This is a genomic window from Myxococcus sp. CA033 (genome assembly GCF_013336625.1).
Taxonomy (GTDB): domain Bacteria; phylum Myxococcota; class Myxococcia; order Myxococcales; family Myxococcaceae; genus Myxococcus; species Myxococcus llanfairpwllgwyngyllgogerychwyrndrobwllllantysiliogogogochensis.
The window spans coordinates 327,437-351,876 of sequence record NZ_JABUMU010000002.1 but is presented as its reverse complement, the minus strand read 5'-3'; the positions used below and the strand labels follow the sequence as shown (position 1 = coordinate 351,876).

Below are 24,440 nucleotides of genomic sequence, written 5' to 3'. Positions count from 1 at the left end.
GATGCCCGAACTGCCGCGCTGAAGTCATGGACGACGGAGCGGAGGCCGCTCCCCGGTGCGCCGCCTGTGGCACTCCCCTGCCTGTCGTCCCCGCCGAGGGGAATGACAACGACTGGGCCGCCGCCGACGGTGACGATTGGGACGATGTGGACGATGAGGTCCAGCCGGTCGACGACGATGACGACGCGGACCTCCAGCCGCTCGGCGATGATGACGAACTCCCACCCATCGACGTGGAGGCCCAGGCGGTCTCCGATGACGATGAAACCCTCGCTTCGCTCATGGGGGATGAGTACGACAAGGTGCTGGAGAGCCTTGACTCAACGGACTCGCACCGGCTGTCGAACGAGCAGATGCATGCGCAGATGCTCGATGTGTCCTCCTCCGAAGTCGTCATCCCGCCCCTGGAGTCGCCACCCGAAGCGCTGAGGGACGCGCGGTCCGAGGTCCGGAGTGTCCCGCTCGGCGCGGAGACCACCGTGGCTGACGCGCCCGTGCTCGACCGGAGCTTCCCGCTCCGGGTGCTCCTGTGGAACATCGCGGACCTGGGAGGAGGGCCGAGCGGAACCCCCGCGGTCCGCAAGCAGTGGACCATCGACGCCCTGGCGCACGTCATCCGGGCGGCGAACCCGGACCTCGTCACCATCCTGGAGCTGAAGAAGAAGGGGGGCCAGCGTCTGGTTGAGCCCAAGCCACCGGTGCCGCCACCGCCGAATCGCGTGCGCGGCGATTCGTTGACCGCGCTGTGGGAGCGCTTCCCGGTGCCCAAGCGCTATAGAAAGAAGGCCGCCGCGAGCGCCGTCAGGAACGTCGCCCCCCAGGATGCCGAGGATGCCGCTGTCCGGGAGTGGCAATCGGAGTTCGCCAATGACCTGGCGAAAATCTTCGCCACGAGAGTGCGCAGAGCCATCTGGCCGGGTGTCACGGCCGAATCAGCACCTGACCCGGATTGGAGCGAAACGACGCAAGAACTCGATGCCGAGAGGCTCGACGAACTCAATGAGAGCATCGAAACCGCATGGGAGGCTTGCGAGCCCCTGCTCATCGATCGCTTCGGTGGGCCGGATGATGATGATGATGATGATGCCCCTGCCGCGCGGCTCGTCGCGACCGAAATCGATGTGAAGCGCAAGACCCCGAAGCTCATCGCGGAGTTTCACCCGTACTGTGTGCGGTTGCTCGTGGAAGAGGAGTACTACGATTGGCTCCAGCCCTTCGCGCCGCGCTACTCACCCACCGAGAGAGAGGATGCGGAACTCGGAGCTGAGCGGACTGCTCGCGACAAGCTCGCGAAGTTCGCCGTCGAACAGCTCCTCGCGTACTGCGGAGAACTCTTCAAGGGGTTCATCTTCAGCATCGCGAAGGAGGAGGTGCCGCGTTCCAGGAAGCAGGGGCGCGAGTTCGAGTTCGAACAAATCCTGTCTCGTTCAAATACCGAGCATCTCAATCGGCTCTATCAGTCGAAGCTCGCGGCCTATGCCCGGCGCAAGAACGAGACCGAAGACGGGCCGTCGACCCATGCGGGGTTGCGCGAGTTCTTGCGCATCCGCGATGCGCTGAACGCCCAGTGCCGGGCCCGTCATGTGGAGGTCTACGAGTCGTGGCCCCGAGAGGTGCCCGAAGGGGCCGTCAAGGGGCTCTATACGCAGGATGAGGCGTACGGTGTCCTGTGGCGCGCCTCCAAGGTGAGCATCGACCAGGAGGCCGTCTCCTACGTCAGCACCTATCTGGCGCGTGGAGAGAAGGAGGCCGGGAGCCTCTTCAGCAAGCGAGAGCCCCTGCGGATTCCGGTGCGGCTCGCCAAGGTGAAAGCGGCTCCGGAGATAGGCGTCATCGCGTGGCATCCGCCCTCGCCCAAGGCTGACAATGGGCCTGCCCGGGGCAAGGACTTTTCAGCCTTCCTCGAGTACTGCAAGGCCGAGCGCCAGGCCAAGGCCCTGGGCATCGTCCTGTCCGACTTGAACATCGACACCGCGAGGCCCAAAAAAGGCCTCGCGCCCGATGGCACTCCGTACATCGCCGACTGCAAGCCGAAGCTCTCGTTCCACCGGTTCTTCGATACGCTGCTGGGGCCCGGCGCGAATGCCAGTCATCTCTACGCACTGGCCGATGAGCGCTCCACCCTCGCGGTGAGTGATTTCACGGCCTGGGCGTCCGATGCGGACCACGACTTTGGCAGTGGCTCCAAGCAGTCCCTGCGCGCGCTGCTGAACACGGCGGTGAAGGCCCTTCCGTTCAACCCCTCCACGACGGAGCGCGGCGAGCCGGTATCGTTGCTCAACTCCGTCGAGGATGTGTTGGGGCTCATCGAGTCGTTCGCGACTTCGCCCCAGCAACGTTATGGCGCGAGTGGCTATGACAAGATTCTCGTGTACTCGCCGCGCACGGATGGCTGGAGGCTGGAGCAGGCCTCGGTCTTCGTCATCCCGTTCCCGATGGTCCTCGCCACTGACAAGGAGCGAAAGCTCTTTCGCATCCACGGCGAGCTCCTGCTCGAGCACCTGAGACCTTTCTGGCAGCTCATCCAGAGGGAGGATGCGCGGCTGGAGGAGGAGGAGCGCATCTTCGGGCATCTGCGCGGCGCGGGTGTCACGCTGAAGGGCAGCGACGACGCGCGTTGGGTCGACCTGATGGCGGACGCGAAGAAGATGAGCGACCACATGCCGCTCGTCTCTGATTTGAGGCTCGTCTACGACGGGCGCGAAAAGCTGGTCGTCGAGGAGACCGCCCTGCCCCCCGAGGTCCCGGAGGCGCTCAGGGGCTCCGAGGAGATGCGGAGGCTGGAGGCGTTGTGTCTCGCCTACCAGAAGTCCACGGAGTCCGACGAGGTGGCGGCCAGGGCGCTCGACCAGATTCTGGAGGCGGCGGCCCAGGTCGGTGAGGCCGAGCACGAGCGGTCCGGCAGCCTGGTGGCGGATGCCATGCAAGTGCGTCTGACGCTCGTCGCGCTCCGGGCGGAGGGCTTCGACACGGCGGCCTATTGGGGCAGGCGGCCGACCCTGGAGTCGGATGGAGGGCGCAGGAGCGCCGTCCGGGCCATCTCGATGGATGAACACCTGACGTCCCTCCATCAGCGGCGCGAGCCGAACGCAGGGGGAGGTGACTGCCTCTTCCGCTCACTGGCTCAGCTTCTCTTCGGCGACGAGCGGCACCACGGCACGGTGCGCCAGTTGGCGGTCAATCACCTGGACGACCTGCTCGCCGGGCGGGGAGGGGGCGGTGGAGCACGGGTGGGGCCCGTGTCGGTGGAGACGTTCCGGCGGGACATGGGTTTGCTGCTCGACTGGCATCGGGCGGGCTGGCCGAACGAGCTGGCGTACCGGCGCGTCAACGGGGTGGATGCCTGGAGTCAGTACCTGCGGGCGATGAGCCGGGACGGTGTGTGGGGAGACCATGTGGTGCTGGCGGCGGTCTCCAACCTGTTCCGCGTGCGTTTCCAGACCTTCGCCAGGACGAGCGCCCGCGCATATTGGAGCGACGAGGTGGACTTCGTGCCCCGTGAGGAGGGGCATGAGGCGGCGCCCCTGCTGCGGCTCGCCAATTTGAGGAACGCGCACTACGAGGCGGTATGCCCGGAGGAGGGGTTGGGGCCCGCGGTGGCGGGGTCGCCCGAGCGGTACGCCGCCCTCGCCGTGCGGCGCCGCCGAGGTGGAGAAGGGGCGCTGAGGGCCCTCGCGCAGTCAGCGGCCACGTCTTCGTCCAGCACGGCTTCGAGCGCGGGGGGCTCCTCGACGGACCCGGCGATGACCGGTCCCGTGTGCCTCTGGCCGAGCACGAACCACTTCAAGCACGACACGCCGACCCGGCATCCACGGGGGCTCTTTCTCTTCGGTGAGAACGACGCGTCGAAGAAGAACAAACACTTCCAGAGCAGTACGCAGGCCATCATCCGCATGAACCCGAACGCGCTCGGGGTGCGCACGTGCTGGGTGCCCGGCGTGGGCATGGTCGACACGGACTTCGCCAGGAACCAGCAGGCCATCGACGACGACTGCGCAGAGGCACTCCGGCTCCTGACGCAGGGCCTGTACACGACGCTCGTCGTGCCGTGGAACCTCGCGTCCAACACGCTGGATATCGGCACGGGGGTCGCCAACCTGCCGAAGGGCGCGCCCAGGACGTGGGCTCATTTGCAGAAGAAGGTCCAGGAACTCATCGACTGGGCGAACGCCCAGTTGGGGAAGGTGCGGGTCGTCCCCCGGTTGACCCTGCTCGTGCCGTCGGTGGTGACGCGCAATCAGGAGGACCTCTACGTGCAGGAGGTTTCGGAGGCGATGCAGCGGGCTCCGTCCGTCCTTGAGGACTCCAGCACGAGCGTCGTGGGTGTTCCCAATGTCGTCCCCCTGCGGACGCTGCGCATCTCGGGCGGGACGTCACCGGCGATGGGGCGCTGGTCCGATGCCACCTATGCGCAGAACACGGCGATTCTCGACGAGGACCTGCGGGCGCTGATTGACCGCGTGGAGAGTCGCCAGTTCCGCAGGCTCGTGCTCCCGCGGAACAGCGACGGCGAGATACTCCTGGGAACAGAGCTGGGCCAACTGGACGTGTACGCGCCGAAGACGTTGGCCTATCTGCGCGGGAGGCTCGAGGGGCTGTGCCAGCGCTGCAAGGAGGTGCAAGTCGCCAGCTCCTCGAATTCCCTGTCCTCTTCCACCACCGCTCAAGAGGGCGTGGCCCGGGGGCGCGCGCGCACCAAGCGCAGGCGCGACGTGAACCACGACGAAGCCCCTGTCGAAGACGGCACGGCCCCTGTCGAAGACGACGCGGCGCCTGTCGAAGACGACGCGGCTCCTGTCGAAGACGACGCGGCTCCTGTCGAAGACGACGCGAGTCAAGACGAGCAGGAGAGGGAGTCCGCTCCCGTCGCGAGGCGCCCCCACAAGTTCCCGAGAATGGGACCGAAGAGACCCGAACAATGACGATGAACAGGCGTCGCGATGGTGTGGGCGCCCTCGCGAGTCCGGCCCCTCTCGCGAGGTGTTCATGCCTGTGTTCTCCCGTGAGTTCCCGAGACGCTGAGGCCCACCGTTCAACGGGCCAGCGGCTCGGAGTCTGGGGAGCGACATGCCTGACGGCCTCGCGCGGGCTGCTTCCGAGCTCGGGGCGGCGTCCGGGGGCCGGGCCCGCGTGGGACCCGGCTCGGGGGCGTGACTACAGCTCGCTCAGGCCCGGGTCGAACAGGTAGCTGAGCTTGACGAGGAACTCGCGGGAGAACACGGGCAGCGGTGCGTGGCCGCCATTGTACGGCTGGGCGATGCGGAAGTTCGTGCCGAGCAGGTTGTAGACGCCCGCGCCAATCTCCAGCCCCTTCGTGCCCACGTCCTCCGCGCGCACGTAGAGGTTGAGCAAGAGCTGCGTGGGCAGCTCCTCCACCGCCGAGTCGCCGTTGTCGTCGGGCACGTCCACCGCGAAGCGCCGGCCCACGAGCACCGCCGTGGGATTCACGGACAGCCATGGCTGCACCTTGAGACTGCCCGACAGCGAGGCCTTGTGCGTGGGCATGCCGGTGAAGGCGTTGGAGTGCCCGGGCACCTGGTAGTCCGCCACGTCGTTGCGGCCCGACGGCGCGTAGAACGAGTAGTTGAGCGCGACGCGGCCCCAGCTCCCCTTGACGTGGTAGTCCAGCTCGACGCCCCGGCTGCCCAGCCGTCCCAGGTTGCGGTACGCCTCCTCGTTCGTCGCCGCGTCGTACGAGTAGATGATGGGGTCCGACACGCCCACGTCGAAGGCGTTGGCGCTCAGCGCGTGGCCGTCACCGAAGCGCAGCGTGCCCTCCAACTCGTACACCGTGGTGCGCTCGGGCTTCACGTCCGCGCCCAGGCTGATGTTCTCGATGCCCGGCGCGCGGAACGCGCGGCTGAAGAGCGCCTTGGCGCTGAACGGACCGAAGCCGCGCAAGAGCACCAGCCGGGGGACGAACGAGCTGCCGAAGTCGCTGTGGTTCTCATACCGCGCGCCCGCCACCACCGTGACGATGGGGTTCTCCGAGAACGCCTCCACGAAGCCCGCGACGTTGAGGTACGAGACGCTGGTGGCGCCGTCCTCGCCGAAGGCCGTCTGGAGCCCCACGTCCGCGGGACCCCTGAGCTTGCCCTGGTCCGACGCCACGTCCACGCCGCCGGTGAGCTGCAGGAAGTCCAGCGCCGCCCAGCGCGCCATCGTCCGGCCGCGCAGCCGCATCACCCGCTTCTCGTAATAGAACTCGGAGGCCTGGTCCGCGTCGCGGAACGGCTCGGAGAGTGTCAGGTTGAGGCGGGGGATGATTTCCACCCGCTCACTCGGACGGAACCGGTTGCTCAGCTCCGCGTGGAAGGACTCGAAGTCGGTGGCCGCGGGGGCGTCCAGCACCTCGTCGAAGGCGATGATGGCCGACGTGGCGAAGCGCTGGTACAGCACGCTCAGTTGGAGGTCCCGGTAGCCCACGCCCGCCTGCACCGTCGTCGGGTTGAGCTTGGTGTTGCCGCCCATCTCCGCCGTGTTGCCGAAGAAGTCCTGGAACAGGGCATCGCTGCGCTGGCCCTGGCCCAGCGACGCGGACGCGAAGACGCTCAGGCCTGGCGCGGACTCGAAGACCTTGCGTCCCGACAGCGTCAGGCTCCGTCGTCCGTTGACCTTCTCCATCTGCCCGTACGTGCCGGACACCATCAAGTCGGTGCTGCCCTGCACGCCCCGGGTGATGACGTTGATGACGGCCAGCTCCGCGTTGCCGCCGTAGATGACCGAGCCGGGGCCGCGTACGACTTCGATGCGCTCAATCAGCTCGATGGGCAGTTCGTTGCCCAACTGCATCGTCGAGTAGAGCTGTTCGTTGAGCTCCTTGCCATCGACGACGAGCAGCACCTTGCCCTCGTAGCCCCACAGCCCTCGGAAGCCCGGGCCGACGGCGCCCTGCACGTCCACGCCGAAGAAGAAGCCCGGCACCTGGAGCAGCAGGTCCATCAAGTCGCGCGCGCCCGAGTTGCGAATCTCCTCCGTCGTCATCGACGTCACCACGGCGGGCGAGTCGCGCAGCTTGGTTATCGCGAACGAGGCCACCTGGCTGTGCACGTCCGACTCTTCGTCGAGCGGCAGCTCCTCTTGTCCCGACGCGGGCGGCGGGGGAGCGACTTCGGCCTCGGTGGTGGGCTCGGAGGTCTCCGGCTCCCACTGGGCGAGGGCGGAGGGCGTGGCGGAGAGCAGCAGCGAGAGCAGGACGGGGCGGGGCCAGCGAGGGCGGAACGGCATGGGGGGCGGACCTCTGGGCAAGGACGGGGCGTGGGCGGCCAGGGCCCGCGTCTGAAAAGGAAGGGGAGACAGCGGTGCGCGGCGGGGCTTCAGCGCACCCGGACGGCCGTGCGACGACCCGGCTCGACCTCGACGCTCATGCGACGCTTCACCTCGCCGTTGACGCGGACCTCCACGCGGGCGGGGCCGGCGGGGAGGTTCTGGGCGACGAGCGGGGGAAAGCCATAGGGACGGTTGTTGACCCAGACCTCGCCGTAGAGGGACGGAGAGGTGATGTCGAGCTCACCCCTGCCCGTCGCGGCGCTCTTCGCGACCGCGGCGGTGGCCACGGACGTGGGCGGAGGCTCCACGGCGGCGGCGGGCGCGGCGACGGGGGGAGCGGGCGCTGCGGGCTTCGCGGCGACGGGCGGTGGTGGGGCCAGCTGCTCGCTGAGGTCGCGGTTGATGGAGCGCACACCGTCCTCCTCCAGCTCCACCGTCTCCTCCACCAGCCGGCGGTCGCCCTGTGCGAGCGCCACGCGGTACGTCCCCGCGCGCAGGGGCAGTCGCGCGGGCGTCAGGTCCACGGCTTTCCCATCCACCTGCACCACGAGGCCCGGCGGCGTGGACGTCACCAGCAGAAGACCGCCGCGAGGCTCCTCCAGCACGGTGGTTTCTTCCCTGGGTTGCTGCTGCTGCGCGCGAGCGGCGGCGGCCCTGGAGGCGCGCGAGCGGGCGGTCTGCCGCGTCGGGGGCTCCCGGGTCGCCTTGGCCTGCTCTCCGCGTCCCCGGCTGCGCTCGCGCGACTGGAGGTCGGTGGCGATGCGCAACAGCTCGACCAGGTCTCCGCCGGGCGTCTTGCGCAGGCTCAGCGCCTCGGTGAACTCGCTGACGGCGGTGTCGTAGTCGCGGTCTTCCAGGGCGGCGAGTCCGGCGGCCCGGCGCGCGCGGGCCAGTCCCTCGCTCGCGTCATCCACCGGCGGGGCGGTGACGGGGTCGGGCGGTGGCGGCGCGGTCGTCGCTGACGGAGGCCGGGGCGGCGTGACAGAGGCGGTGGCGGGAATGGCCTCCGTCGCGCGGCGTTTGCGCATCACGACGTACGCCATGGCGTTGACGGCGAGTGTTCCGACGACGATGACGGCAATCCAGGTCTTCTGTTTCATCCGCTTCTCGGTCTCACCGCATGCGCCACGTCAGCCCGGGCACGAAGGCCGTCATTCTCAGGCGACGAAGTACCAGAACAAGGCGCTGGCGCAGGCCGCGGCTCCCGCGGTCAACACGATGGGCCAGGGGAACGGCGGCTCTGCCAGGTCCACGGGGATGGCCAGCGCGGCGTCCGCGACCGGGCCGCGCGTGGTGGGAGAGGTCCGCTCCTCCACGGGAGGTCCAAGCCGCACGCTGGGGTTCGGCGTGCGCTCCAAGGGCACGCCGCCGCTGGACATGCCGCTGGTGGATGACGAGCCGAACGCGGACAGCGCGGTGTTGTGGTGGCCCGTCTTGTCGGCGGGGAACAGCGACGTCACCAGCGTGGCCAGCTCGCGCCCGCCCGACGTCCAGTTCTGCGCGGCGCGGAAGCGCTCCAGGTCCATGGCCAGCTCCCGGGCGCTCTGGTAGCGCGCGTCGGGTTCCTTCTCGAGCAGGCGCAGGATGATGCGCTCCAGCTCCGGCATGAAACCCGGTGACACCTGTGAAGGCGGTGTCACCTGCACCTGGGTGGCGGCGATGATGGTCTGCTCCACGGTCTCGCGCTTGAACAGCCGGCGTCCGGTGGACGCTTCGTAGAGGACGATGCCCAGGGAGTAGAGGTCCGAGCGGTGGTCCAACTCCCGGTTGGTGATTTGCTCCGGGGACATGTACGCGTACTTGCCCTTCACCACGCCCACGCTGGTGCGCTCGACGTTCACCGCGCTCTTCACGATGCCGAAGTCGGCCAGCTTGACGATGCCGTCGCGCGACACCAGCACGTTGCCCGGCGTGACGTCGCGGTGCACCAGCTTCAGGGGCGTGCCGTCCGGCAGCGTCTTCGAGTGCGCATACGCCAGCGCGTCCGCCACGGCGATGCCCACGTCCACCGCCACCCGCTGGCCCAGCGGGAAGTGCGACTTCCACGCGTGCCGCAGCACCCGGTCCAACGCCTGGCCCTGAATCCACTCCATGGCCAGGTAGTACTGGCCATCAATCTTCCCGAAGTCGAAGACCTGCACGATGTTCGGATGGGTCAGCAGCGCGGCGACCTTCGCCTCGTCCGCGAACATCCGGCTGAACGCCTCCAGGTTCGCGTACTCCGGCAGCACCCGCTTGATGACGCACGGCTTGGAGAAGCCGTCCGGCCCGTCGATGGAGGCCAGGAAGATGTGCGCCATCCCACCCGCCGCGAGCCGTTGCAGAATTCTGTATTTCCCGAAGTAAACGTCCTCTGCGGGAACCGGCACTGGCGCGTCGAGCCTGTCCAACTTTCGCCTCAGGAATTAGCTGTAAGGCGAGAAAGATACAGTTGGTTTACCTACCCCACAAGTTCACGACCCCTCGGTGTCAAGCACTTTGGGCATCAAACTCTGGAAGTCGGGTGGGTCAGCCCCGGCGCGGCTTGCTCCGGGACTTGCGGCGGCGTTTGCGGGGGGCGGCTGGAGGGGTGACTTCGGCGAAGCGGACGCCGGAGACGCCGGCGTGCTCCAGGGCCTCCTTGATTCCCTCGGAGACGATGAGGCTGACGGGCCAGCCCCACGTGCGCAGCACCCGGGCGCCCTCGGTCTTCACGGGGTCGATGCGCAGGCCGCGAACGGTGCGGTAGTGACCCACGCGCTCGGGGGGGCCGTCCTCGGCGGTGTAGTGGGAGACCTCCGCGCAGGCGGTCTCGTCCAGGCAGCGGACCAGGCGGGTGGCGACGAGGATGAAGAACGACTCCGGCTCGCGCTCGACTTCCACGGGGATGAGCTGCACGTCGTCGGGGGCGAGCTCCCTGAAGATGGCGGCCACGGAGGCGTGGACGACGGGGGTGAGGCCCGCGCCCGCCAGGGAGAAGTCGAGGGGGCGGCCGGGGGGCTCGGCGGTCAGCTTCAGCCGGCCCCGGTGCGGCACGGCGGCGCCGGAGGTGAAGAACCAGACGGAGTTCATCTTCCGCCCGTCCAGGGACACCGGGTCGCTCAGCTCGCGCCGGTCCGGGGTGCGGAAGTCGTCGTGCAGGTCGAAGTAGCGGGCCGCGCGGTCCGGAGCTTGCGAGGCGCGGCGGGCGGCGGGTGCTCGGCGGGCGCGGTCCGGAGCCTCCTCGGAAGGTACCTCGCCGCCGCGTGGAGACCCTTCGTCGGAGCTCGGACCCGGGATGCTCCGCGCGAGAAGCCGGAGCGCTTGGGTGAGCCGCCTGAACATCCGGCGATGTTACTTCGCCCGTCCCGGGTGGGAGCGAGCGGAACGTGAGGGGGCCCGGCCCGTCGCCCCCTCCGCGTCCGGCCGGCCTGTGCACTACCAGGTGGTGTGCAGCGCGTACTGGCCGGCGCGGGTGTCCAGGCTGAGGAAGGAGAACTGGCCCTCCGAGCAGGTTCCGCTGTTGAGAAACAGCCGGCTGCCGTGCTCCACGCGCATGCCCAGGTGGGTGTGCCCGGTGACGACGATGTCCGCGGCGCTGTCGCTGGCGCGAGCCAGGGCCCACTGCTGGAAGGTGCAGCGCGCCGGGTCCGGCACCGCGTGCATCAGGCGCGCGTCCATGGCCTGGAACATGCGGAACATCGCGCGCAGGTGCATGCGCCGCAGCCACGCGCCCGTCCACACCGCGGCCTCCGAGAACCAGCGCGCCTTGCGGATGACCCAGTCGTGGTGGTGCCCATGGGTGAACAACATCCTGACGCCGTCGGCCTCGAGCACCAGCTGCTCGGGCGCGCCGAGCACCGCGCCGGCCACCAGGTCATGGTTGCCGTGGATGTAGTGGTACCTCGGCTCGGCGAAGCGGCGCACCAGCTCCGGATGGGCGGCGCGCGCGGCGGCCAGCTCGGCCGCATGGTGGCCAGGAGCCCGGGACGTGAGCGTCTCGAAGATGTCGCCCAGCAGGACGATGCGCTCGAAGTTGCCTTCCAGCACGCGCAGGAAGCGGGCGAAGGCGGAGTCCTCGTGGCCGAAATGGTCCGCCACGTCGCGCCTGCCCAGGTGGAGGTCCGAAATCACCGCGATGTGCATGGCATGTCCCCTCCCGTGGATTTGCAAGGACGGGGCCGGGGGCGGCGGGCCGCGAGCGGCATGATTCGCCCGAGCGGGTGTGTCGCGTGGCTTCCCAGCCTGGGGCGTCGAGTCGTCCCTTGGTGTCGAGGCATGCTGCTCCTGGCGATTTCACCGCCGACTTCGTCCCGAAGGAACCGGACCAGGGCTTCCCCGCAACCCTGCGCACGCGCGCCCCATTCGTCCACGACTGAAGACCTTCTTTTGTCGCCCCCGGATTTTCAGCGGCTCGGGAATCGACCCTGACGCGGTGATGACGTGCCGGGCCGGGAGTGGGGTGGCCGAGCAGCGCATCCTCGCCCTGGACCCCTGTCGAGGCGACGCACGGCCTCCCGCTTCGCGGTGACGGGCGCCGACCGCGCGTGGGCCGGTGGACCGCTCCGTCGCTTTGATTTGATTTTGTGTTAATTGGACACTAAGTATGTGTCGAAGGTACACGAAGCAGCGAGGGCGGGCGCATGGTCATCGGGTACATGAAGGCGGCACCGACGTCGTATGTGATGCAGTTCGAGGGGGGACAGGTGGTGCGAGAGGGGGCGGGGCTCTCGTTCTTCTACTGGAAGCCGTCCGCGACGCTGGTGAGCGTGCCGCTGTCGAGCGTGGACGTGCCCTTCGCGTTCAACGAAATCACGCGGGACTTCCAGGCGGTGACGCTGCAGGGGCAGCTCACGTACCGGGTGGCGGACGCGCGCAAGCTGTCGTCGCTCCTGGACTACTCGCTGGGGCCGTCGGGGCGGTATCGCTCGGAGGACCCGGAGAAGTTGCCGGAGCGGCTGGTGCAGGTGGCGCAGGTGCGGGCGCGCACGGTGGTGCAGGGGATGGCGCTGCGCGAGGTGCTGGTGGGGGCGCAGACGATTGAAGCCCAGGTGCTGGCGTCGCTTTCGGCGGCGGAGCCCATCCGGGCGCTGGGGGTGGAGGTGATGGCGTTCTCGCTCCTGTCCGCGAAGCCGACGCCGGAGATGGCGCGGGCGCTGGAGGCCGATGCGCGCGAGGGCCTGCAGCGCCAGGCGGACGAGGCCATCTACGCGCGGCGCAACGCGGCGGTGGAGCAGGAGCGCCGCATCAAGGAAAGCGAGCTGGCGACGGAGCTGGCCGTGCAGGAGCGGCAGCGGCAGATTCGCGAGGCGAAGATGGCGGGGGACATCGCGGTGGAGGAGCAGCGCTCGGCGCTGATGGAGCGCTGGGCGCAGAACGAGAAGCAGGCCGCCGACGCGCGGGCCTACGCGCTGGAGAAGACGCTGGCGCCGGTGCGCGGGGTGGACTGGAAGACGCTGATGGCCACGTCCGCGAGCGGCGGGGACCCTGCGCTGAACATCGCGCTCGCCTTCCGGGAGATGGCGGAGAACGCGCACCGCATCGGCGAGCTGAACGTGTCTCCGGACCTCTTGAACTCGCTGATGAACGCGGGTGCGAAGCCGCCGAGGGACACCCCTCGGAATGCCACGCAGGGGCCTGCCCGCGAGCGCTGAGTCACCACGAGGGGAGGGCCGGGCCATGTTCGAGAAAATCCTGCTCGTCACCCGCCGCACACGGCTGGCGGGGCTGGTGGAGCGCTTCAACACGAAGAAGCAGGCGAAGTTCTACGTGGAGCACGCCGGGCAGGACTTCGAGGAGTTCGAGCGCGAGGACGAAGCCTACGTGCGCGCGGTGGACCGGCTCCGCGACTCGCTGGACGTGGGGCTTCCCGTGCAGCACGTGGACCGGGGCCTGGTGCCCACCTTCCTCTTCAGCGGGAAGGAAATCGTGGTGGTCGCCGGGCAGGACGGGCTGGTGGCGAACGTGGCCAAGTACGTGGGGGAGCAGCCGCTGGTGGGCGTGAATCCGGACCCGGAGCGCTTCGATGGCGTGCTCCTGCCCTACGAAGTTGCGGGGGCGCGTGGCGCGGTGCGCAAGGTGCTCGAGGGCAAGGCCCGGCTGCGCGGCGTCACGCTGGCGGAGGCCCGGCTGGAGGATGGGCAGCGGCTGTTGGCCTTCAATGACTTGTTCATCGGCGCCCGGACGCACGTGTCGGCGCGCTACAGGTTGAGCCATGGCGGACAGGAGGAGTCGCAGTCGTCCAGTGGCGTGCTGGTGTCCACGGGGGCGGGCTCCAGCGGGTGGCTGTCCTCAATCTTCACCCTGGCCCGGAGCCTCACCGCGCAGACGGGCGGCGTGCCGGGCGCGCCGTGGCGGCTGGGGTGGGAGGAGCCCCGGCTGGCCTTCGTGGTGCGCGAGCCCTTCGTGAGTCGTCACTCGGGCGCGGAGGTGGTGGGCGGCTTCGTGACGGAGGAGCAGGAGCTGGTGCTGGAGTCGAGGATGCCGTCGGGGGGCGTCATCTTCAGTGACGGGATGGAAGAGGACTTCCTGGTTTTCGGCGCGGGGGCGCGGGCGCACATCCGTCCGGCGCGGCAGCGCGCGCGGCTGGTGGTGGGCTGAGCTTCACGGGGGCCGTGTTCCTCGCGCTATGGTGAGGCCTCACGGACGCTCGCGGCGTCCCGCGCTGGAACACGCACGAGGAGAGGCTCATGGCCAGGACACTCGCGGTGATGACGTCTGGCGGGGATTCGCCGGGGATGAACACGGCGCTGCGCGCCCTGGTGCGCGTGGCGGCGGTGCGCGGCGTGCGCGTGCTGGGCGTGGAGTTCGGCTACGAGGGGTTGATGGAGGGCCGCTTCCGAGAGCTGACCCGGCCCGACGGCGAGGGTGGCCCGCTGGTGCCGGAGCCGGAGCTGGATGCGAGCGGCCAGTTGGGCGGGACCATCCTGGGCAGCGCCCGCAGCCAGCGCTTCATGACGCCGGAGGGGCGCGCGGACGCGGCCCGGAGGCTGGAGGATTTGTCGGGCCTCGTCGTCATCGGCGGCAACGGCAGCCTCACTGGCGCGCACCTGCTGGCGCGCGAGTGCAAGACGCCCATCGTCGGAATTCCCGCCTCTATCGACAACGATATCGGCTGCAGCGCGTCCGCCATCGGCGTGGACACCGCGCTCAACACGATTGTGGAGGCGTGCGACCGCATCTCCGACACCGCGCGCGCCCACCGTCGGGCCTTCATCGTCGAGGTGATGGGCAGGCACTGCGGCTACCTGGCGATGGCGGCGGCCGTCTCCGCGGGCGCCGACGCGGTGCTGTTCCGGGAGCAGGGCAGGGGCGAGGCGGACATCCTCCAGGCGCTGGAGGACCTGGTGCGGCGCAACCTCGCGGAGGGGCGCACCAAGCGCCGGGTGCTCGTGCTGAAGGCGGAGGGCGTGGAGCTGCCCACGCCGCTGCTCGTCTCGCGGCTCCAGGAGCGCTTGAAGGACCTGAAGGGCGTGGAGGCGCGCGGCATGGTGCTGGGCCACCTGGTGCGCGGCGGCAGTCCCACCCACCATGACCGGATGATTGCGGGCCGGCTCGCGTTCGCCGCCGTGGAGGCCGCGCTGGAGGGCGCCACTGACTTGATGGTGGGCTGGCAGTCCACGGTGCCCGGCGGCCAGACGACGCCGGACCCGTACGTGAAGCGCTATCCGCTGGAGCAGGTGCTGGCGGAGACGGCGGCGCTGCTGGATGGCAGCAGCCCCGTCACCCAGCGGCGCGTGCGGATGATGGAGTCCGTGCAGGGCGTGCTCGCGCTGTAGCCCGCGCGCGAGCGCCCCGAGCGCCTCCACCTCGCGACCTACGTGACAGTCACGACGACTTCGGGGCACTTCAGCGCCACGTCGTGGTATTCGCCCGCGAGGGCGGGGACCTTCGCCTGGTCGGAGGTGACGTCCATCAGCGGTCCCCGGAAGGTGATGCGGTAGGTGCCCGGCTCCTGGAGCCCGTATGCGAGCGCCGCGTCCACCGTGCCCTCCACCGACTCCCCGGGGGCGATGGTCGCGTAGGAGGACGCATCCGGTGGCCCGCGCTTCATCATGGGACCTCCGTAGGAGAGCTCCGCCGCCGAGTCCGCGCGTGTCACCGTGAAGATGTTGTTGCGGATGCCTTCCAGTGGCGTGTGCCACTTGAGCACGTACAGGGGCTCTTTCGTGGGGTTGGTGAGCTTGAACACCAGCTCCACCGGCTCACCCGCCTTCACCTGCGCGGGGCCGCTCAGCGAGCACTCCAGCGTCTTCGCCACGGCTGCCTCCTCCTGTTGCCGCGCGTCCGCTGGCGGCGCTGTCTCTTCCTTGCGCGACGCACAGCCCGCCCCGGTGATGGCCAGGGTCAGCAGCGCGATGCGGCCCACATGTCCACGCGTCATGGTTTCCTCCGCCCTCGGAAGACGGCGTGGGGCCCGAGGCCTCGCGCCGCCCGGAAAACAAAACGGGGGCGCCCGGCCGCGCCCCCGCTTCGCGTCACATCATGTCACTGGAGGCCCGTCACTACTGCGCGGGCGTGTTCTCCGCGAAGTACTCGTGGCTGTCCGCGTTGTCGCGCGCGTTCGTCGGGCTGGAGTTCGCCAGGCTCTTGCAGGCGCTCTGTCCGTAGGCGTGGTCGTCCGTGTCCGCCACCACGGTGAAGTGGCTGATTTCGTGAATCAGCGTGCCGGCCTTGGAGTCCGTGCCCGTCGCGGGCGCGGGCCAGAAGGCGTTGCACACGTAGATGCGGTAGGGACGGTTCTTGTAGACGTACGCGTAGGCGCTGTCCGTGCAGCCACAATCGACGATGACCGACTGGTTGTTGAAGCCGCTCAGGATGGCGTTGAAGTGGTTCTGGACGATGGTCTTGTTGGCCGCGCTGTACGTCCCGAACCACGTGGTGTACCGGAGGTACGGCGGCACTCCATTGACGAGGTAGTTGATGGAGTTCGTGGACATCGTCTTCGCGTTGGCGAACGCCGTCGTCACCTGCGTCGTCCGCGCGGCCGTGCAGTTCGCGGTGGACAGCGCCATGGAGGAGACGGTGCCGTCCTGGTCGGCGCCCAGGTCGACGAAGGGGCGGCCCTCGACGAAGAGGTTCAGGCTGTCCGAGCGCAGCTGGGAGATGCCCTCGTGGCCCACGGTGGAGTCGTGCGCGTCCGAGTCGTAGCGCAGGCTGTAGTTGCCCGTGCGCGAGAAGTCATACGTCTCGCCCAGGTCCACCGTGTACGAGACGCTCTCGCCCGCGGCCATGCGCAGGAAGTCGCTCTCCACCGGCGTGGCCCACTTGTAGTGCCGGCCCTGGTACTCCACCGCCGCGCCGTCCACGGTGATGGCGAACAGGTCCTCCTTCAGCCCCTCCGTGGGCGTGTGCCACTTGAGCAGGCGCACCGTGTCCTTCGACACGTTGGTGAGCGTCACCGTCACGCTCACGCCCTCACGCGCGGCCAGCGACTGGCGCGGCGTGGACAACTTCACGGCGACATCTCCGGCGACCGCGTCTCGCGCCGTCTCGCCCTCGACGGGAACCTCTCCCGCCCGCTCCTCTGGCGAACCACAGGCACCCAGCAGCGAGACACTGACAACTGCACCCATCCACCAATTGAGGCGACCACCTGAGCTGAAGCTCATGTCGGACTTCCTTTCGGGGAATGCTTGGGAGTGACTTCGCGGAGTGCGCGGCGGCCCTCATTCAGAGAATGCGGTCCTGTCGCGGTATTCTGCTTATATCTCTTCCCAAGGAATCCCGTCCAGGCCCCGACACGTGGGCGTGGTTAGGGGCGCGCGTACGACACGAGCAGCGCCACCATGCACGCGGCGTAGCCGAGGACGACGGGGCCGAGCGCGAAGAGGACCGTGTCGTAGAAGCTTTCGGGTTGGGTGTTCATGGCCGTGTTCCTTGCGTCGTGCCGCGCGGTCATCGCGTGGCATCCGGACACAAGAGCAAGGCATGGGCCACGGGCTTTACGCGGGCGGAAACCCAGGCGCTTCGCGGGGTTGGCGCGGTGGAGCGGGGGTGCGCTGCCCCGGGGGCCGCGCAACGTGTTCGCGCATGGGACGCGCCCGTGCGGCCGCGACATTCCGAGGCGCGCACCCGCGCATCCACCCCATCACTTCCCTGTGGCGGGAGCGGCTTCACCGGCGAGCGAGCGGACGAGCTCCAGGGAGCGCCGCACGTGTTCGCCCACGCGAATCTGGGATTCGAAGCTGTCGCGAATGACTCCGGCGCGGTCCACGACGAACGTCACGCGGCCGGGGAGCATGCCCAGGAAGGAGGTGCCAACGCCGAAGGCCTGGCGCGCCTCGCCCTTCTCGTCGCTGAGCAGCACGAAGGGCAGGCGGTGCTTGGCGGCGAAGCCCTGGTGGGACGCGGAGGAGTCACCGCTGATGCCCACCACTTCCGCGCCCGCCGCGACGAAGTCCTCGTACTGGTCTCTCAAGCCGCACGCCTGCACCGTGCAACCCGGCGAGTCGTCCCTCGGATAGAAGTAGACGACGAGCACCTTCTGCCCCGCCAGGTCGCGCAGGCGCACCGGCTGGTTGCCCGCTCCCGGCAGCGTCACGTCCGGCAGCGCATCCCCGGCCTTCAGCAGCTTCTGGTTCGCCACGCAGTCCTCCCGCATCGCCGGAGGTGGGGCCCGGCGTGCCCCAGGTGTGGCAGTCAACCATGCCCCGAGGGGAGGGGCGAGCTTGCGGACGAGCCCTCCCACTGAGTGGGGTGCCTGCACCCTCGCTGCCCGAGGGTGTGGGGGGCGTGGGCGCGCGCTTGTTGGCGCGAAGCATCTCCACCACCCCCTCCGCATCTCATGAACGTGGGGGATGCGACGGCGCTCCCCCGTCCGGCAGGCGACAGCCCTGCGCGAGGCCGGACCCGAAATTTCGGGCACGGGAGGCAATGGCGTCTTACCTTTCGAGACAAGACGTGAGAGCTTATCTAGGGTACAGGGCGGAAACTTTCGCCGGAGTTGCGCAACGTCGTGTTCAGGCGTAGGACGCGATCTCCGGGGGGTTGGTCAGGAGTGAACATGGTCGGCCTCGTCGTCGCATCGCACGGGCGTTTGGCGGAGGAGCTGGTCTCCACCGCGGAACAGATCGTGGGGAAACTCCCCGCGGTGGCAACCTGCAACATCGAGCCGGGGACTCCTGTCGAGGACATCCGCGCGAAGATGAAGCAGGCAGTGTCGCGCGTGGACACCGGTGACGGTGTCATCATCCTCGCGGACCTGTTCGGAGGTACGCCTTGTAAGGAGTCGCTGATGATGTGTCAGCGCATGAACCTGGAGGTCCTGGCGGGCGTCAACCTGCCCATGCTCCTCAAGGCCAACTCGCTTCGTTCCGAGCAGCTCACCCTCCCTGAGATGGCCAACCAGCTGGCATCCCATGGTCAGCGCAACATCACCTGTGCATCCGCCCTGCTTCGCGAGGCCCAGCAGCAACCGCGAACTTGACGGACCCGCGCGGGTCGGCGATTCGAGACTGCCGTGATCACCCTGGTCCGCGTCGACAACCGCCTCATCCACGGCCAGGTCGTCGAGGCCTGGCTGCCCCACCTCAAGGTGTCCCGCGTCGTGGTCGCGGATGACGAGGCTGCTTCCAGCCCGCTCATCCGCGCCGCCATGGCGCTGGCGGTGCAGAGCGCCATCGAGGTGCAGATTCTCCCCCTGTCCCAGGTGGACTTCGCGGCCCTGTCCAAGGACGGGGTGCGCACGCTGGTGCTCCTGCGCGACGTGGCCTCCGTGCCCTTCGCGTACGCGCACGGGCTGAACCTGGGAGAGCTCAACCTGGGCAACGTCCACTTCGGCACCGGCCGGCGGCAGGTGTCCCCGTCCGTGTTCCTGGCGGAGGCGGAGCTGCGCACCCTCCAGCAGCTGGCGGAGCAGGGCGTGCGCGTGGAAGCGCGCGCGGTGCCGGCGGAGAAGCCGGTGGAGCTGCCGGACCTGTCCGAGCGGTGGGCGAAGGCCGGGTGAGCGCGTGAGCGTCGTCTGGACCCAGGTGGCGCTGGCGGGAGTGTGGGGCGGACTGGTGGCCGTGGAGCGCAAGGCGTTCCTCCAGGCCATGCTGTCCCGGCCGCTCGTGGCCGCCACCGTCATGGGGCTGCTCCTCAATGACGTGCCCTCCGGGCTGGGCGTGGGCCTCTTGCTGGAGCTGTTCTTCCTGGGCACCGCCAACCTGGGCGCGGCGCTGCCGGAGAACGACACCCTGGCGGCCACCGCCACCAGCGCCGCCGCGGGCACCATCACCCTGGCCTCCGGCGCGGGCTCCACGCCGGCCATCTGGTCCCTGGCGGTGCTGCTCTTCATCGGCATGGGCCGGGTGGGGCGGCGCGCGGACCGGCTGCTGGAGGGGTATACGGCGAGGCTCGCGCGCGTGGCCCTGTCGTCCGCGGAGGCCGGCGACCTCACGCGCGCCATGCGGCAGAACCTGTGGGGCATGTGGCCGCACTTCGTGGTGTACGGCGTGCTGACGTCGCTGTGCGCGCTCGCCGGCTTCTTCGTGGAGCCGCTGCTCCAGGCGATGCCCCCCATGCTCGTGCGCGGGCTGGCGTGGGCGTGGCCCGCCATGGCCTCCGTGGCGGCGGCCATCGCCGCGCAGGGCAGCCACGCCAGGCGCGCTCCGCTCTACGCGGCGCTGGGCGCGGCGGCCGTGACGGTGACGGTCGTCTTCTTCCTGCTCCAGGAGCGCACGTGAGCGCTCCCGACGCCCCGCTGCCCTGGACGGTGCTGCTGCGCGTCTTCATGCGCTCGCTCTTCCTCCAGGCCTCGTGGAACCCCAAGGGCATGCAGAACCTGGGGCTGGCCTACGCCGTCTTCCCCGCACTGGAGCGGCTGTACGCGTCCGGCGCCGCGCGCGAGGAGGCCGTCCGCCGGCACCTGGTCTTCTTCAACACCCACCCCTACGTGGCCGCGGCCATCGTCGGCGGAGTCGTCTTCCACGAGGAGCGCATCGCCCGGGGCGAGGAGACCCCGGACAAGGTCGTGGCCTTCAAGGCGGCGCTGATGGGGCCGCTGGCCGCGCTGGGGGACGGCTTCTTCTGGCTGTCGCTCAAGCCCGCGGCCGGGGCGGTGGGCGCCGCGCTGGTGCCGCTCATGGGGCTGTGGGCGGTGCCGGTGTTCCTGGTGTTCTACAATCTGGTGCACCTGCTCCTGCGGGTGCGGCTGTACTGGCTGGGGCTCACCCTGGGAGACCGGCTGGTGGAGGCGGTGGCGCGGGCGAACCTGCCAGCCCGGGGGGCGCGGCTCAGGACGGTGGCGGCGCTGTGCGCTGGCGGGCTCGCGGCCTGGCTGGCGGTGTCCTTTGGGGCCAACGCGGGTGGGGCGCATGCGCCCCTGCTGGCGGCCGGGTGCCTGGCCCTGGGGGTTGCATCCTACGTGCTGGTCAGCCGTCGGGTGCCCAACTACGTGGTGCTCTACCTCGCGGCGATATTGGCCGGCGCGGCGGGTGCCTTCCTTTAAGACGAGAGGTAGGAGTCGCGATGGCAACCGAGGCTGTAGGAACATACGAGATCATCAACGAGCTGGGGCTCCATGCCCGGGCGGCGGCGCAGATGGTCAAGGTGGCCAACCGCTTCAAGAGCGACGTCCTCATCGAGGCCCAGGGTCAGCGGGCCAACGCCAAGTCCATCATGGGCGTGCTGATGCTGGCGGCGGCCCAGGGGGTCCAGGTGAAGCTGACGTGTAAGGGAGACGACGCCGAGGCGTGTCTCCAGGAGCTGGCAAAGCTCATCGCCGACCGTTTTGGCGAGTCGAAGTGACGGGTGAGAATGAAAATGCGGTAGGACTCGGAGGGAAGAAAGACACGTGAGCAGCCAGGCCACTCCCACACTGAGGTTGATGGGCATCGGCGCCTCACCCGGCGTGGCGGTAGGCCACGCCTTCATCCTGGACCGCAAACGCATCCGCACGCCGAAGCTGAGGCTGGCGGAGGCGGAAGTCGAGCCCGAGCGGATGCGGATGAAGACGGCGGTGGACTTGTCCGACCGCCAGCTCGCCGAGCTCAAGGATCAAATCACGCGCACCGAGGGCTCCGACCACGCCCTCATCCTGGAGGCGCATCGGCTGATGCTCCACGACCCGATGCTGGTGGACGCCGTCAACCAGCTCATCGTCGAGGACCGCATCAACGCCGAGTGGGCCGTCCGCCGCGTGGCCCGCAAAATCAAGCACCTCTTCGACAACATCCCGGACGAGTACTTCCGCGAGCGGCGCTCCGACGTGGACTACGTCGCCGACCGCATCATCCGCAACCTGATGGGCCAGGTGGTGGACGAGGAAGTGGAAGTCCCCGCGGAGGCCATCGTCGTCGCACATGACCTGCCCCCGGCCGACGCCGCCATGATGGCGCGCAGCGGTCGGGTGGCGGGTTTCGTGACGGACCTGGGCGGCCAGACGAGCCACACGGCCATTGTCGCCCGTGCGCGCGAGACGCCCGCGGTGGTGGGCGCTGGAAGGGCCAGCGAGCAGATCTCCCCCGGGGACCTGGTGGCCATGGATGGCACCCGGGGCATCATCCTGGTCAACCCCACGGAGGAGCAGCTCCAGAGCTTCCGCGAGGAGCAGCGCCGTCACCAGGAAGCCGAGCAGGTCGCGCTGGCGACGAAGGATTTGGAGGCCATCAGCACCGACAGCTTCCGCATCCGGCTCAACGGGAACATGGAGTTCCTGGAGGAGATTCCGTCGCTCCTGGCGCACGGCGCGGAGGGCATTGGCCTGTACCGCACCGAGTTCATGTTCCTGGACCGGAAGACGGCGCCGACGGAGGAGGAGCACTACCGCGCCTACCGTCAGGTGCTGGAGGCCATGGGCGGACGCCCCGTCACCATCCGCACGCTGGATTTGGGCGGCGACAAGGTGCCGGGCAAGACGAAGCACGAGAAGGAGCCCAACCCGGCGATGGGCCTGAGGGCCATCCGCTACTGCCTGTCCAACCGCGAGTTGTTCCGCACGCAGTTGCGCGCGCTCCTGCGCGCCAGCGTGCACGGCAACCTGCGGCTGATGTTCCCTCTCATCTGCGGGGTGAGCGAGCTGCGCGAGGCCCGGAGCGAGCTGGAGGCGTGCCGCACCGAGCTGGGCCGCGCGGGGTTGCCCGTGGGCAAGCGCTTCCCGGTGGGCATCATGGTGGAGACGCCGAGCGCGGCCATCATCGCGGACCGGCTCGCGCAGGAGGCCGACTTCTTCTCGGTGGGGACCAACGACCTCATCCAGTACTCGCTGGCCATCGACCGCCAGAACCGGGAGGTCGCCTACCTCTACCGGCCGCTGCACCTGTCCGTGTTGCGCATGCTGGAGACCATCGTCGGCGCGGCGAAGGCCGCCAACATCCCCGTGTCCATGTGCGGGGAGATGGCGGGAGACCCGCTCTACACGCTGGTGCTGCTGGCGCTCGGCTTCGACGAGCTGTCGATGACGTCCGGGCAGATTCCGGCCGTGAAGCGCTTCATCCGCCGGGTGAGCCGCGTGGACGCGGCGGAGCTGCTGCGCGAGGCGATGGAGCTGACCACCGCCGAGGAAATCGAGCGCTTCATGCGCACGGAGATGGACCGGCGCTTCGTCGACACGCCGGACCGCGCGCCGGAGCTGACCGGTGACGCGCCTTCCGGGCGCACCACGGGCTGAAACCCCCACGCCCTCGGCCGGGGCGTGGTGCGGGGGCTTGCCCGTCTGGCTGCCCGGCGGGTGGCCCATGCCGGAGCGCGTGGGCCATGCCCAGCTTTCAAGTCAGCAGGTCGAACACCTGACCTGGGAGGCGGGCGTGTTCAATCCAGCGGACATCCAGAAGGGCATGACGGCGCGGGACAGGGACGGGGAGAACCTGGGCCTCATCGTCTCCGTCGACGAGATGGGCTTCCTCATCGAGAAAGGCAGCTACTTCCCGAGAGACCACCGGGTGGCCTTCTCGGACGTGTCGGACATCGACCGGGACGACGTGTACCTGCGCGAGGACCTGGCGAGCCTGCCAGGGGTCCGCCCGGACGTGCTGGAGGCGCGCGGAGAGGCGGCCCGCCACGCCGTCCTCCACCATGACGCGACGGGCGCGCTGGGCGTCATACCCGGAGACCTGGACCGGTAACCGCGCTTCAGTCCGGGCCCTCCTCGTCGGGGCGGTCGGAAATCCCGCCCTCCACCTTCAGCCCCTTGCGGACACGATGTCGTCGGATGGCGCGCTCCAGGGGGCGCAGGCCCGCGAGCGCCAGGAACGCGATGACCACCGTGGTGCCGGCCGCCCAGTGGAAGCCCATGCCGGTGGCCAGCCCCACGGACGCGGTGAGCCACAGGTTCGCCGCCGTCGTCAGGCCCTTCACCTGGCCCTGGTCGCGGATGATGGCGCCCGCGCCCAGAAAGCCGATGCCCACCACCACCTGGCTGGCGATGCGGCTGACGTCCGCGCGCGAGCCGTCCGGGGAGTCGCCGCCCAGCGTCCACTCGACGAAGACGCTGGCCAGCGTGAAGAGACAGGCGCCCAGGGAGACGAGGATGTGCGTGCGCAGCCCGGCGGCCTGCCCCCGCAGCTCCCGCTCCAGGCCGAGCACGGCGCCGAGCAGCGCCGCGACGCAGAGCCGCAGGGCGATGAGTGTCTCGTCCACGAGGGACGAGCCTACTCACCCAGCTCGATTTTCTCGTCCTTGTCCGCTTCCGTCAGTTCGGGATTGGGCAGCGTCTCCAGCGTGGCCGCCAACAGCTTCGTGGTGGGCACGACGTAGGGGGCCACTTCCTCGCCCAGCTCCTCGCTGAACTTCGTCACGCGCGCCGCGTAGTCCTCGTCGCGAGAGCTCCAGCTCCCCGCCGCCTCCGCCGCCCAGACCTCCTGGCCGTCGGTGCACCGCAACAGCTGGGCCTTCACCTCGGCCTCCGCGCCGTCGCCCTTGAGGCTGACACTCGGGTCCAGCCAGAGCACGCCCTCCACGCCCTCCACGCACAGCCCCTTGAACGTGGTGTCCGAGGGCCGGCCCGGCAGCGCGACGTTGTCCTTCACGATGAAGTCGCGGTTCTGGTTCACCCATTGGCGGGCGATGAGGCTCCACAGCTCACCCACCGCGGGCTTTTCGTCCGGGAGCGGCTGCGCCACCACCACCAGTCGCTTTGTCGCCTTGCGGTCCACCTGCGCGTAGTCGCCTCGTACGCGGTGCGTCTTCACCGCGGAGCAACCCGCCAACAGCCCCAGCCCGAGCAGGGGCGCCCATCGCATCATCCTCATGATGTCCCTCTCCCGGCCCCCTTCGGGTGAAGGGGGCCTCGT

21 protein-coding genes are annotated in these 24,440 nt (G+C 69.2%); 11 read left to right on the top strand and 10 right to left on the bottom strand.

The features are described from left to right. The first annotated feature begins 26 nt into the window (after positions 1-26). Positions 27-4,922: a hypothetical protein gene (locus HUA78_RS07435; RefSeq protein WP_174475955.1), complete on the top strand. Its 4,896-nt coding sequence runs from the start codon at positions 27-29 to the stop codon at positions 4,920-4,922. 232 nt (positions 4,923-5,154) lie between these two features. On the opposite strand, the gene HUA78_RS07430 is transcribed toward HUA78_RS07435, so the two are convergent. From HUA78_RS07430 to HUA78_RS07410, 5 genes are all read right to left on the bottom strand, one after another. Further along, positions 5,155-7,227: a TonB-dependent siderophore receptor gene (locus tag HUA78_RS07430; protein ID WP_174475954.1), complete on the bottom strand. Its 2,073-nt coding sequence runs from the start codon at positions 7,225-7,227 to the stop codon at positions 5,155-5,157. Between the two features lie 89 nt (positions 7,228-7,316). Continuing rightward, positions 7,317-8,369: a PEGA domain-containing protein gene (locus HUA78_RS07425; protein WP_174454258.1), complete on the bottom strand. Its 1,053-nt coding sequence runs from the start codon at positions 8,367-8,369 to the stop codon at positions 7,317-7,319. 57 nt (positions 8,370-8,426) lie between these two features. After that, complete coding sequence (locus HUA78_RS07420) at positions 8,427-9,569, bottom strand: serine/threonine-protein kinase (protein ID WP_174454259.1); 1,143 nt, start codon at positions 9,567-9,569, stop codon at positions 8,427-8,429. Positions 9,570-9,777: 208 nt separating this feature from the next. Next, complete coding sequence (locus HUA78_RS07415) at positions 9,778-10,572, bottom strand: imm11 family protein (RefSeq protein WP_174460961.1); 795 nt, start codon at positions 10,570-10,572, stop codon at positions 9,778-9,780. A 93-nt stretch (positions 10,573-10,665) separates the two neighbouring features. Continuing rightward, positions 10,666-11,373 (bottom strand): metallophosphoesterase family protein, encoded by a 708-nt coding sequence (locus HUA78_RS07410; protein WP_174454261.1) that lies wholly within the window; start codon positions 11,371-11,373, stop codon positions 10,666-10,668. A 497-nt stretch (positions 11,374-11,870) separates the two neighbouring features. Here HUA78_RS07410 and HUA78_RS07405 point away from each other — a divergent pair, with 497 nt between their 5' ends. The 3 genes from HUA78_RS07405 to HUA78_RS07395 all read left to right on the top strand — a co-directional run bounded on the left by HUA78_RS07405 (position 11,871) and on the right by HUA78_RS07395 (position 15,005). Beyond that, positions 11,871-12,881, top strand: coding sequence for an SPFH domain-containing protein (locus HUA78_RS07405; protein WP_174454262.1), 1,011 nt, complete (start codon positions 11,871-11,873; stop codon positions 12,879-12,881). Between the two features lie 25 nt (positions 12,882-12,906). Further along, a complete protein-coding gene (locus tag HUA78_RS07400; protein ID WP_141647105.1) occupies positions 12,907-13,827 on the top strand; it encodes an NAD+ kinase in 921 nt (306 codons plus the stop codon). Between the two features lie 89 nt (positions 13,828-13,916). Further along, on the top strand, positions 13,917-15,005 hold the full coding sequence (locus HUA78_RS07395) for a 6-phosphofructokinase (protein ID WP_141647104.1): 1,089 nt from the start codon (positions 13,917-13,919) through the stop codon (positions 15,003-15,005). A gap of 38 nt (positions 15,006-15,043) precedes the next feature. Here the strand turns inward: HUA78_RS07395 and HUA78_RS07390 are convergent, their stop codons facing one another. The 3 genes from HUA78_RS07390 to HUA78_RS07380 form a co-directional block, all read right to left on the bottom strand. Continuing rightward, positions 15,044-15,610 carry a protease gene (locus HUA78_RS07390; protein WP_141647103.1) on the bottom strand — a complete coding sequence of 189 codons (567 nt, stop codon included), beginning with the start codon at positions 15,608-15,610 and terminating at the stop codon, positions 15,044-15,046. A gap of 121 nt (positions 15,611-15,731) precedes the next feature. Further along, a complete protein-coding gene (locus HUA78_RS07385; protein WP_371745519.1) occupies positions 15,732-16,802 on the bottom strand; it encodes a M35 family metallo-endopeptidase in 1,071 nt (356 codons plus the stop codon). Between the two features lie 515 nt (positions 16,803-17,317). Continuing rightward, a complete protein-coding gene (locus tag HUA78_RS07380) occupies positions 17,318-17,815 on the bottom strand; it encodes a peroxiredoxin (RefSeq protein ID WP_141647101.1) in 498 nt (165 codons plus the stop codon). A gap of 417 nt (positions 17,816-18,232) precedes the next feature. Here HUA78_RS07380 and HUA78_RS07375 point away from each other — a divergent pair, with 417 nt between their 5' ends. From HUA78_RS07375 to HUA78_RS07345, 7 genes are read left to right on the top strand one after another with little or no spacing between them, the layout of a single operon-like run. Beyond that, positions 18,233-18,655: a PTS sugar transporter subunit IIA gene (locus tag HUA78_RS07375; RefSeq protein WP_141647100.1), complete on the top strand. Its 423-nt coding sequence runs from the start codon at positions 18,233-18,235 to the stop codon at positions 18,653-18,655. A 33-nt stretch (positions 18,656-18,688) separates the two neighbouring features. Beyond that, positions 18,689-19,174 (top strand): PTS sugar transporter subunit IIB, encoded by a 486-nt coding sequence (locus tag HUA78_RS07370; protein ID WP_141647099.1) that lies wholly within the window; start codon positions 18,689-18,691, stop codon positions 19,172-19,174. Between the two features lie 4 nt (positions 19,175-19,178). Further along, on the top strand, positions 19,179-19,895 hold the full coding sequence (locus HUA78_RS07365; RefSeq protein ID WP_174454265.1) for a PTS sugar transporter subunit IIC: 717 nt from the start codon (positions 19,179-19,181) through the stop codon (positions 19,893-19,895). Then, on the top strand, positions 19,892-20,659 hold the full coding sequence (locus HUA78_RS07360; protein WP_141647097.1) for a PTS system mannose/fructose/sorbose family transporter subunit IID: 768 nt from the start codon (positions 19,892-19,894) through the stop codon (positions 20,657-20,659). The genes HUA78_RS07365 and HUA78_RS07360 overlap by 4 nt, the downstream gene beginning before the upstream one ends. A 20-nt stretch (positions 20,660-20,679) precedes the next feature. Further along, on the top strand, positions 20,680-20,958 hold the full coding sequence (locus HUA78_RS07355; protein WP_141647096.1) for an HPr family phosphocarrier protein: 279 nt from the start codon (positions 20,680-20,682) through the stop codon (positions 20,956-20,958). A gap of 46 nt (positions 20,959-21,004) precedes the next feature. Then, entirely contained in the window at positions 21,005-22,819 is a 1,815-nt protein-coding gene (ptsP, locus tag HUA78_RS07350; RefSeq protein ID WP_141647095.1) for a phosphoenolpyruvate--protein phosphotransferase, read from the top strand. A 37-nt stretch (positions 22,820-22,856) separates the two neighbouring features. After that, positions 22,857-23,273: a hypothetical protein gene (locus HUA78_RS07345; protein WP_254623661.1), complete on the top strand. Its 417-nt coding sequence runs from the start codon at positions 22,857-22,859 to the stop codon at positions 23,271-23,273. Between the two features lie 7 nt (positions 23,274-23,280). Here the strand turns inward: HUA78_RS07345 and HUA78_RS07340 are convergent, their stop codons facing one another. Further along, on the bottom strand, positions 23,281-23,787 hold the full coding sequence (locus HUA78_RS07340) for an MgtC/SapB family protein (protein WP_174454267.1): 507 nt from the start codon (positions 23,785-23,787) through the stop codon (positions 23,281-23,283). 11 nt (positions 23,788-23,798) lie between these two features. Next, positions 23,799-24,398 carry an MXAN_6521/LA_1396 family lipoprotein gene (locus HUA78_RS07335; RefSeq protein WP_141647093.1) on the bottom strand — a complete coding sequence of 200 codons (600 nt, stop codon included), beginning with the start codon at positions 24,396-24,398 and terminating at the stop codon, positions 23,799-23,801. Positions 24,399-24,440 lie beyond the last annotated feature (42 nt).

What these genes read in the sequence shown, in the direction of transcription:
- HUA78_RS07435 (WP_174475955.1), top strand. Translation starts at nt 27, where the DNA reads ATGGACGACGGAGCGGAGGCCGCTCCCCGGTGCGCCGCCTGTGGCACT.
- HUA78_RS07430 (WP_174475954.1), bottom strand. Translation starts at nt 7,227, where the DNA reads ATGCCGTTCCGCCCTCGCTGGCCCCGCCCCGTCCTGCTCTCGCTGCTG.
- HUA78_RS07425 (WP_174454258.1), bottom strand. Translation starts at nt 8,369, where the DNA reads ATGAAACAGAAGACCTGGATTGCCGTCATCGTCGTCGGAACACTCGCC.
- HUA78_RS07420 (WP_174454259.1), bottom strand. Translation starts at nt 9,569, where the DNA reads ATGGCGCACATCTTCCTGGCCTCCATCGACGGGCCGGACGGCTTCTCC.
- HUA78_RS07415 (WP_174460961.1), bottom strand. Translation starts at nt 10,572, where the DNA reads ATGTTCAGGCGGCTCACCCAAGCGCTCCGGCTTCTCGCGCGGAGCATC.
- HUA78_RS07410 (WP_174454261.1), bottom strand. Translation starts at nt 11,373, where the DNA reads ATGCACATCGCGGTGATTTCGGACCTCCACCTGGGCAGGCGCGACGTG.
- HUA78_RS07405 (WP_174454262.1), top strand. Translation starts at nt 11,871, where the DNA reads ATGGTCATCGGGTACATGAAGGCGGCACCGACGTCGTATGTGATGCAG.
- HUA78_RS07400 (WP_141647105.1), top strand. Translation starts at nt 12,907, where the DNA reads ATGTTCGAGAAAATCCTGCTCGTCACCCGCCGCACACGGCTGGCGGGG.
- HUA78_RS07395 (WP_141647104.1), top strand. Translation starts at nt 13,917, where the DNA reads ATGGCCAGGACACTCGCGGTGATGACGTCTGGCGGGGATTCGCCGGGG.
- HUA78_RS07390 (WP_141647103.1), bottom strand. Translation starts at nt 15,610, where the DNA reads ATGACGCGTGGACATGTGGGCCGCATCGCGCTGCTGACCCTGGCCATC.
- HUA78_RS07385 (WP_371745519.1), bottom strand. Translation starts at nt 16,802, where the DNA reads ATGGGTGCAGTTGTCAGTGTCTCGCTGCTGGGTGCCTGTGGTTCGCCA.
- HUA78_RS07375 (WP_141647100.1), top strand. Translation starts at nt 18,233, where the DNA reads ATGGTCGGCCTCGTCGTCGCATCGCACGGGCGTTTGGCGGAGGAGCTG.
- HUA78_RS07355 (WP_141647096.1), top strand. Translation starts at nt 20,680, where the DNA reads ATGGCAACCGAGGCTGTAGGAACATACGAGATCATCAACGAGCTGGGG.
- HUA78_RS07335 (WP_141647093.1), bottom strand. Translation starts at nt 24,398, where the DNA reads ATGAGGATGATGCGATGGGCGCCCCTGCTCGGGCTGGGGCTGTTGGCG.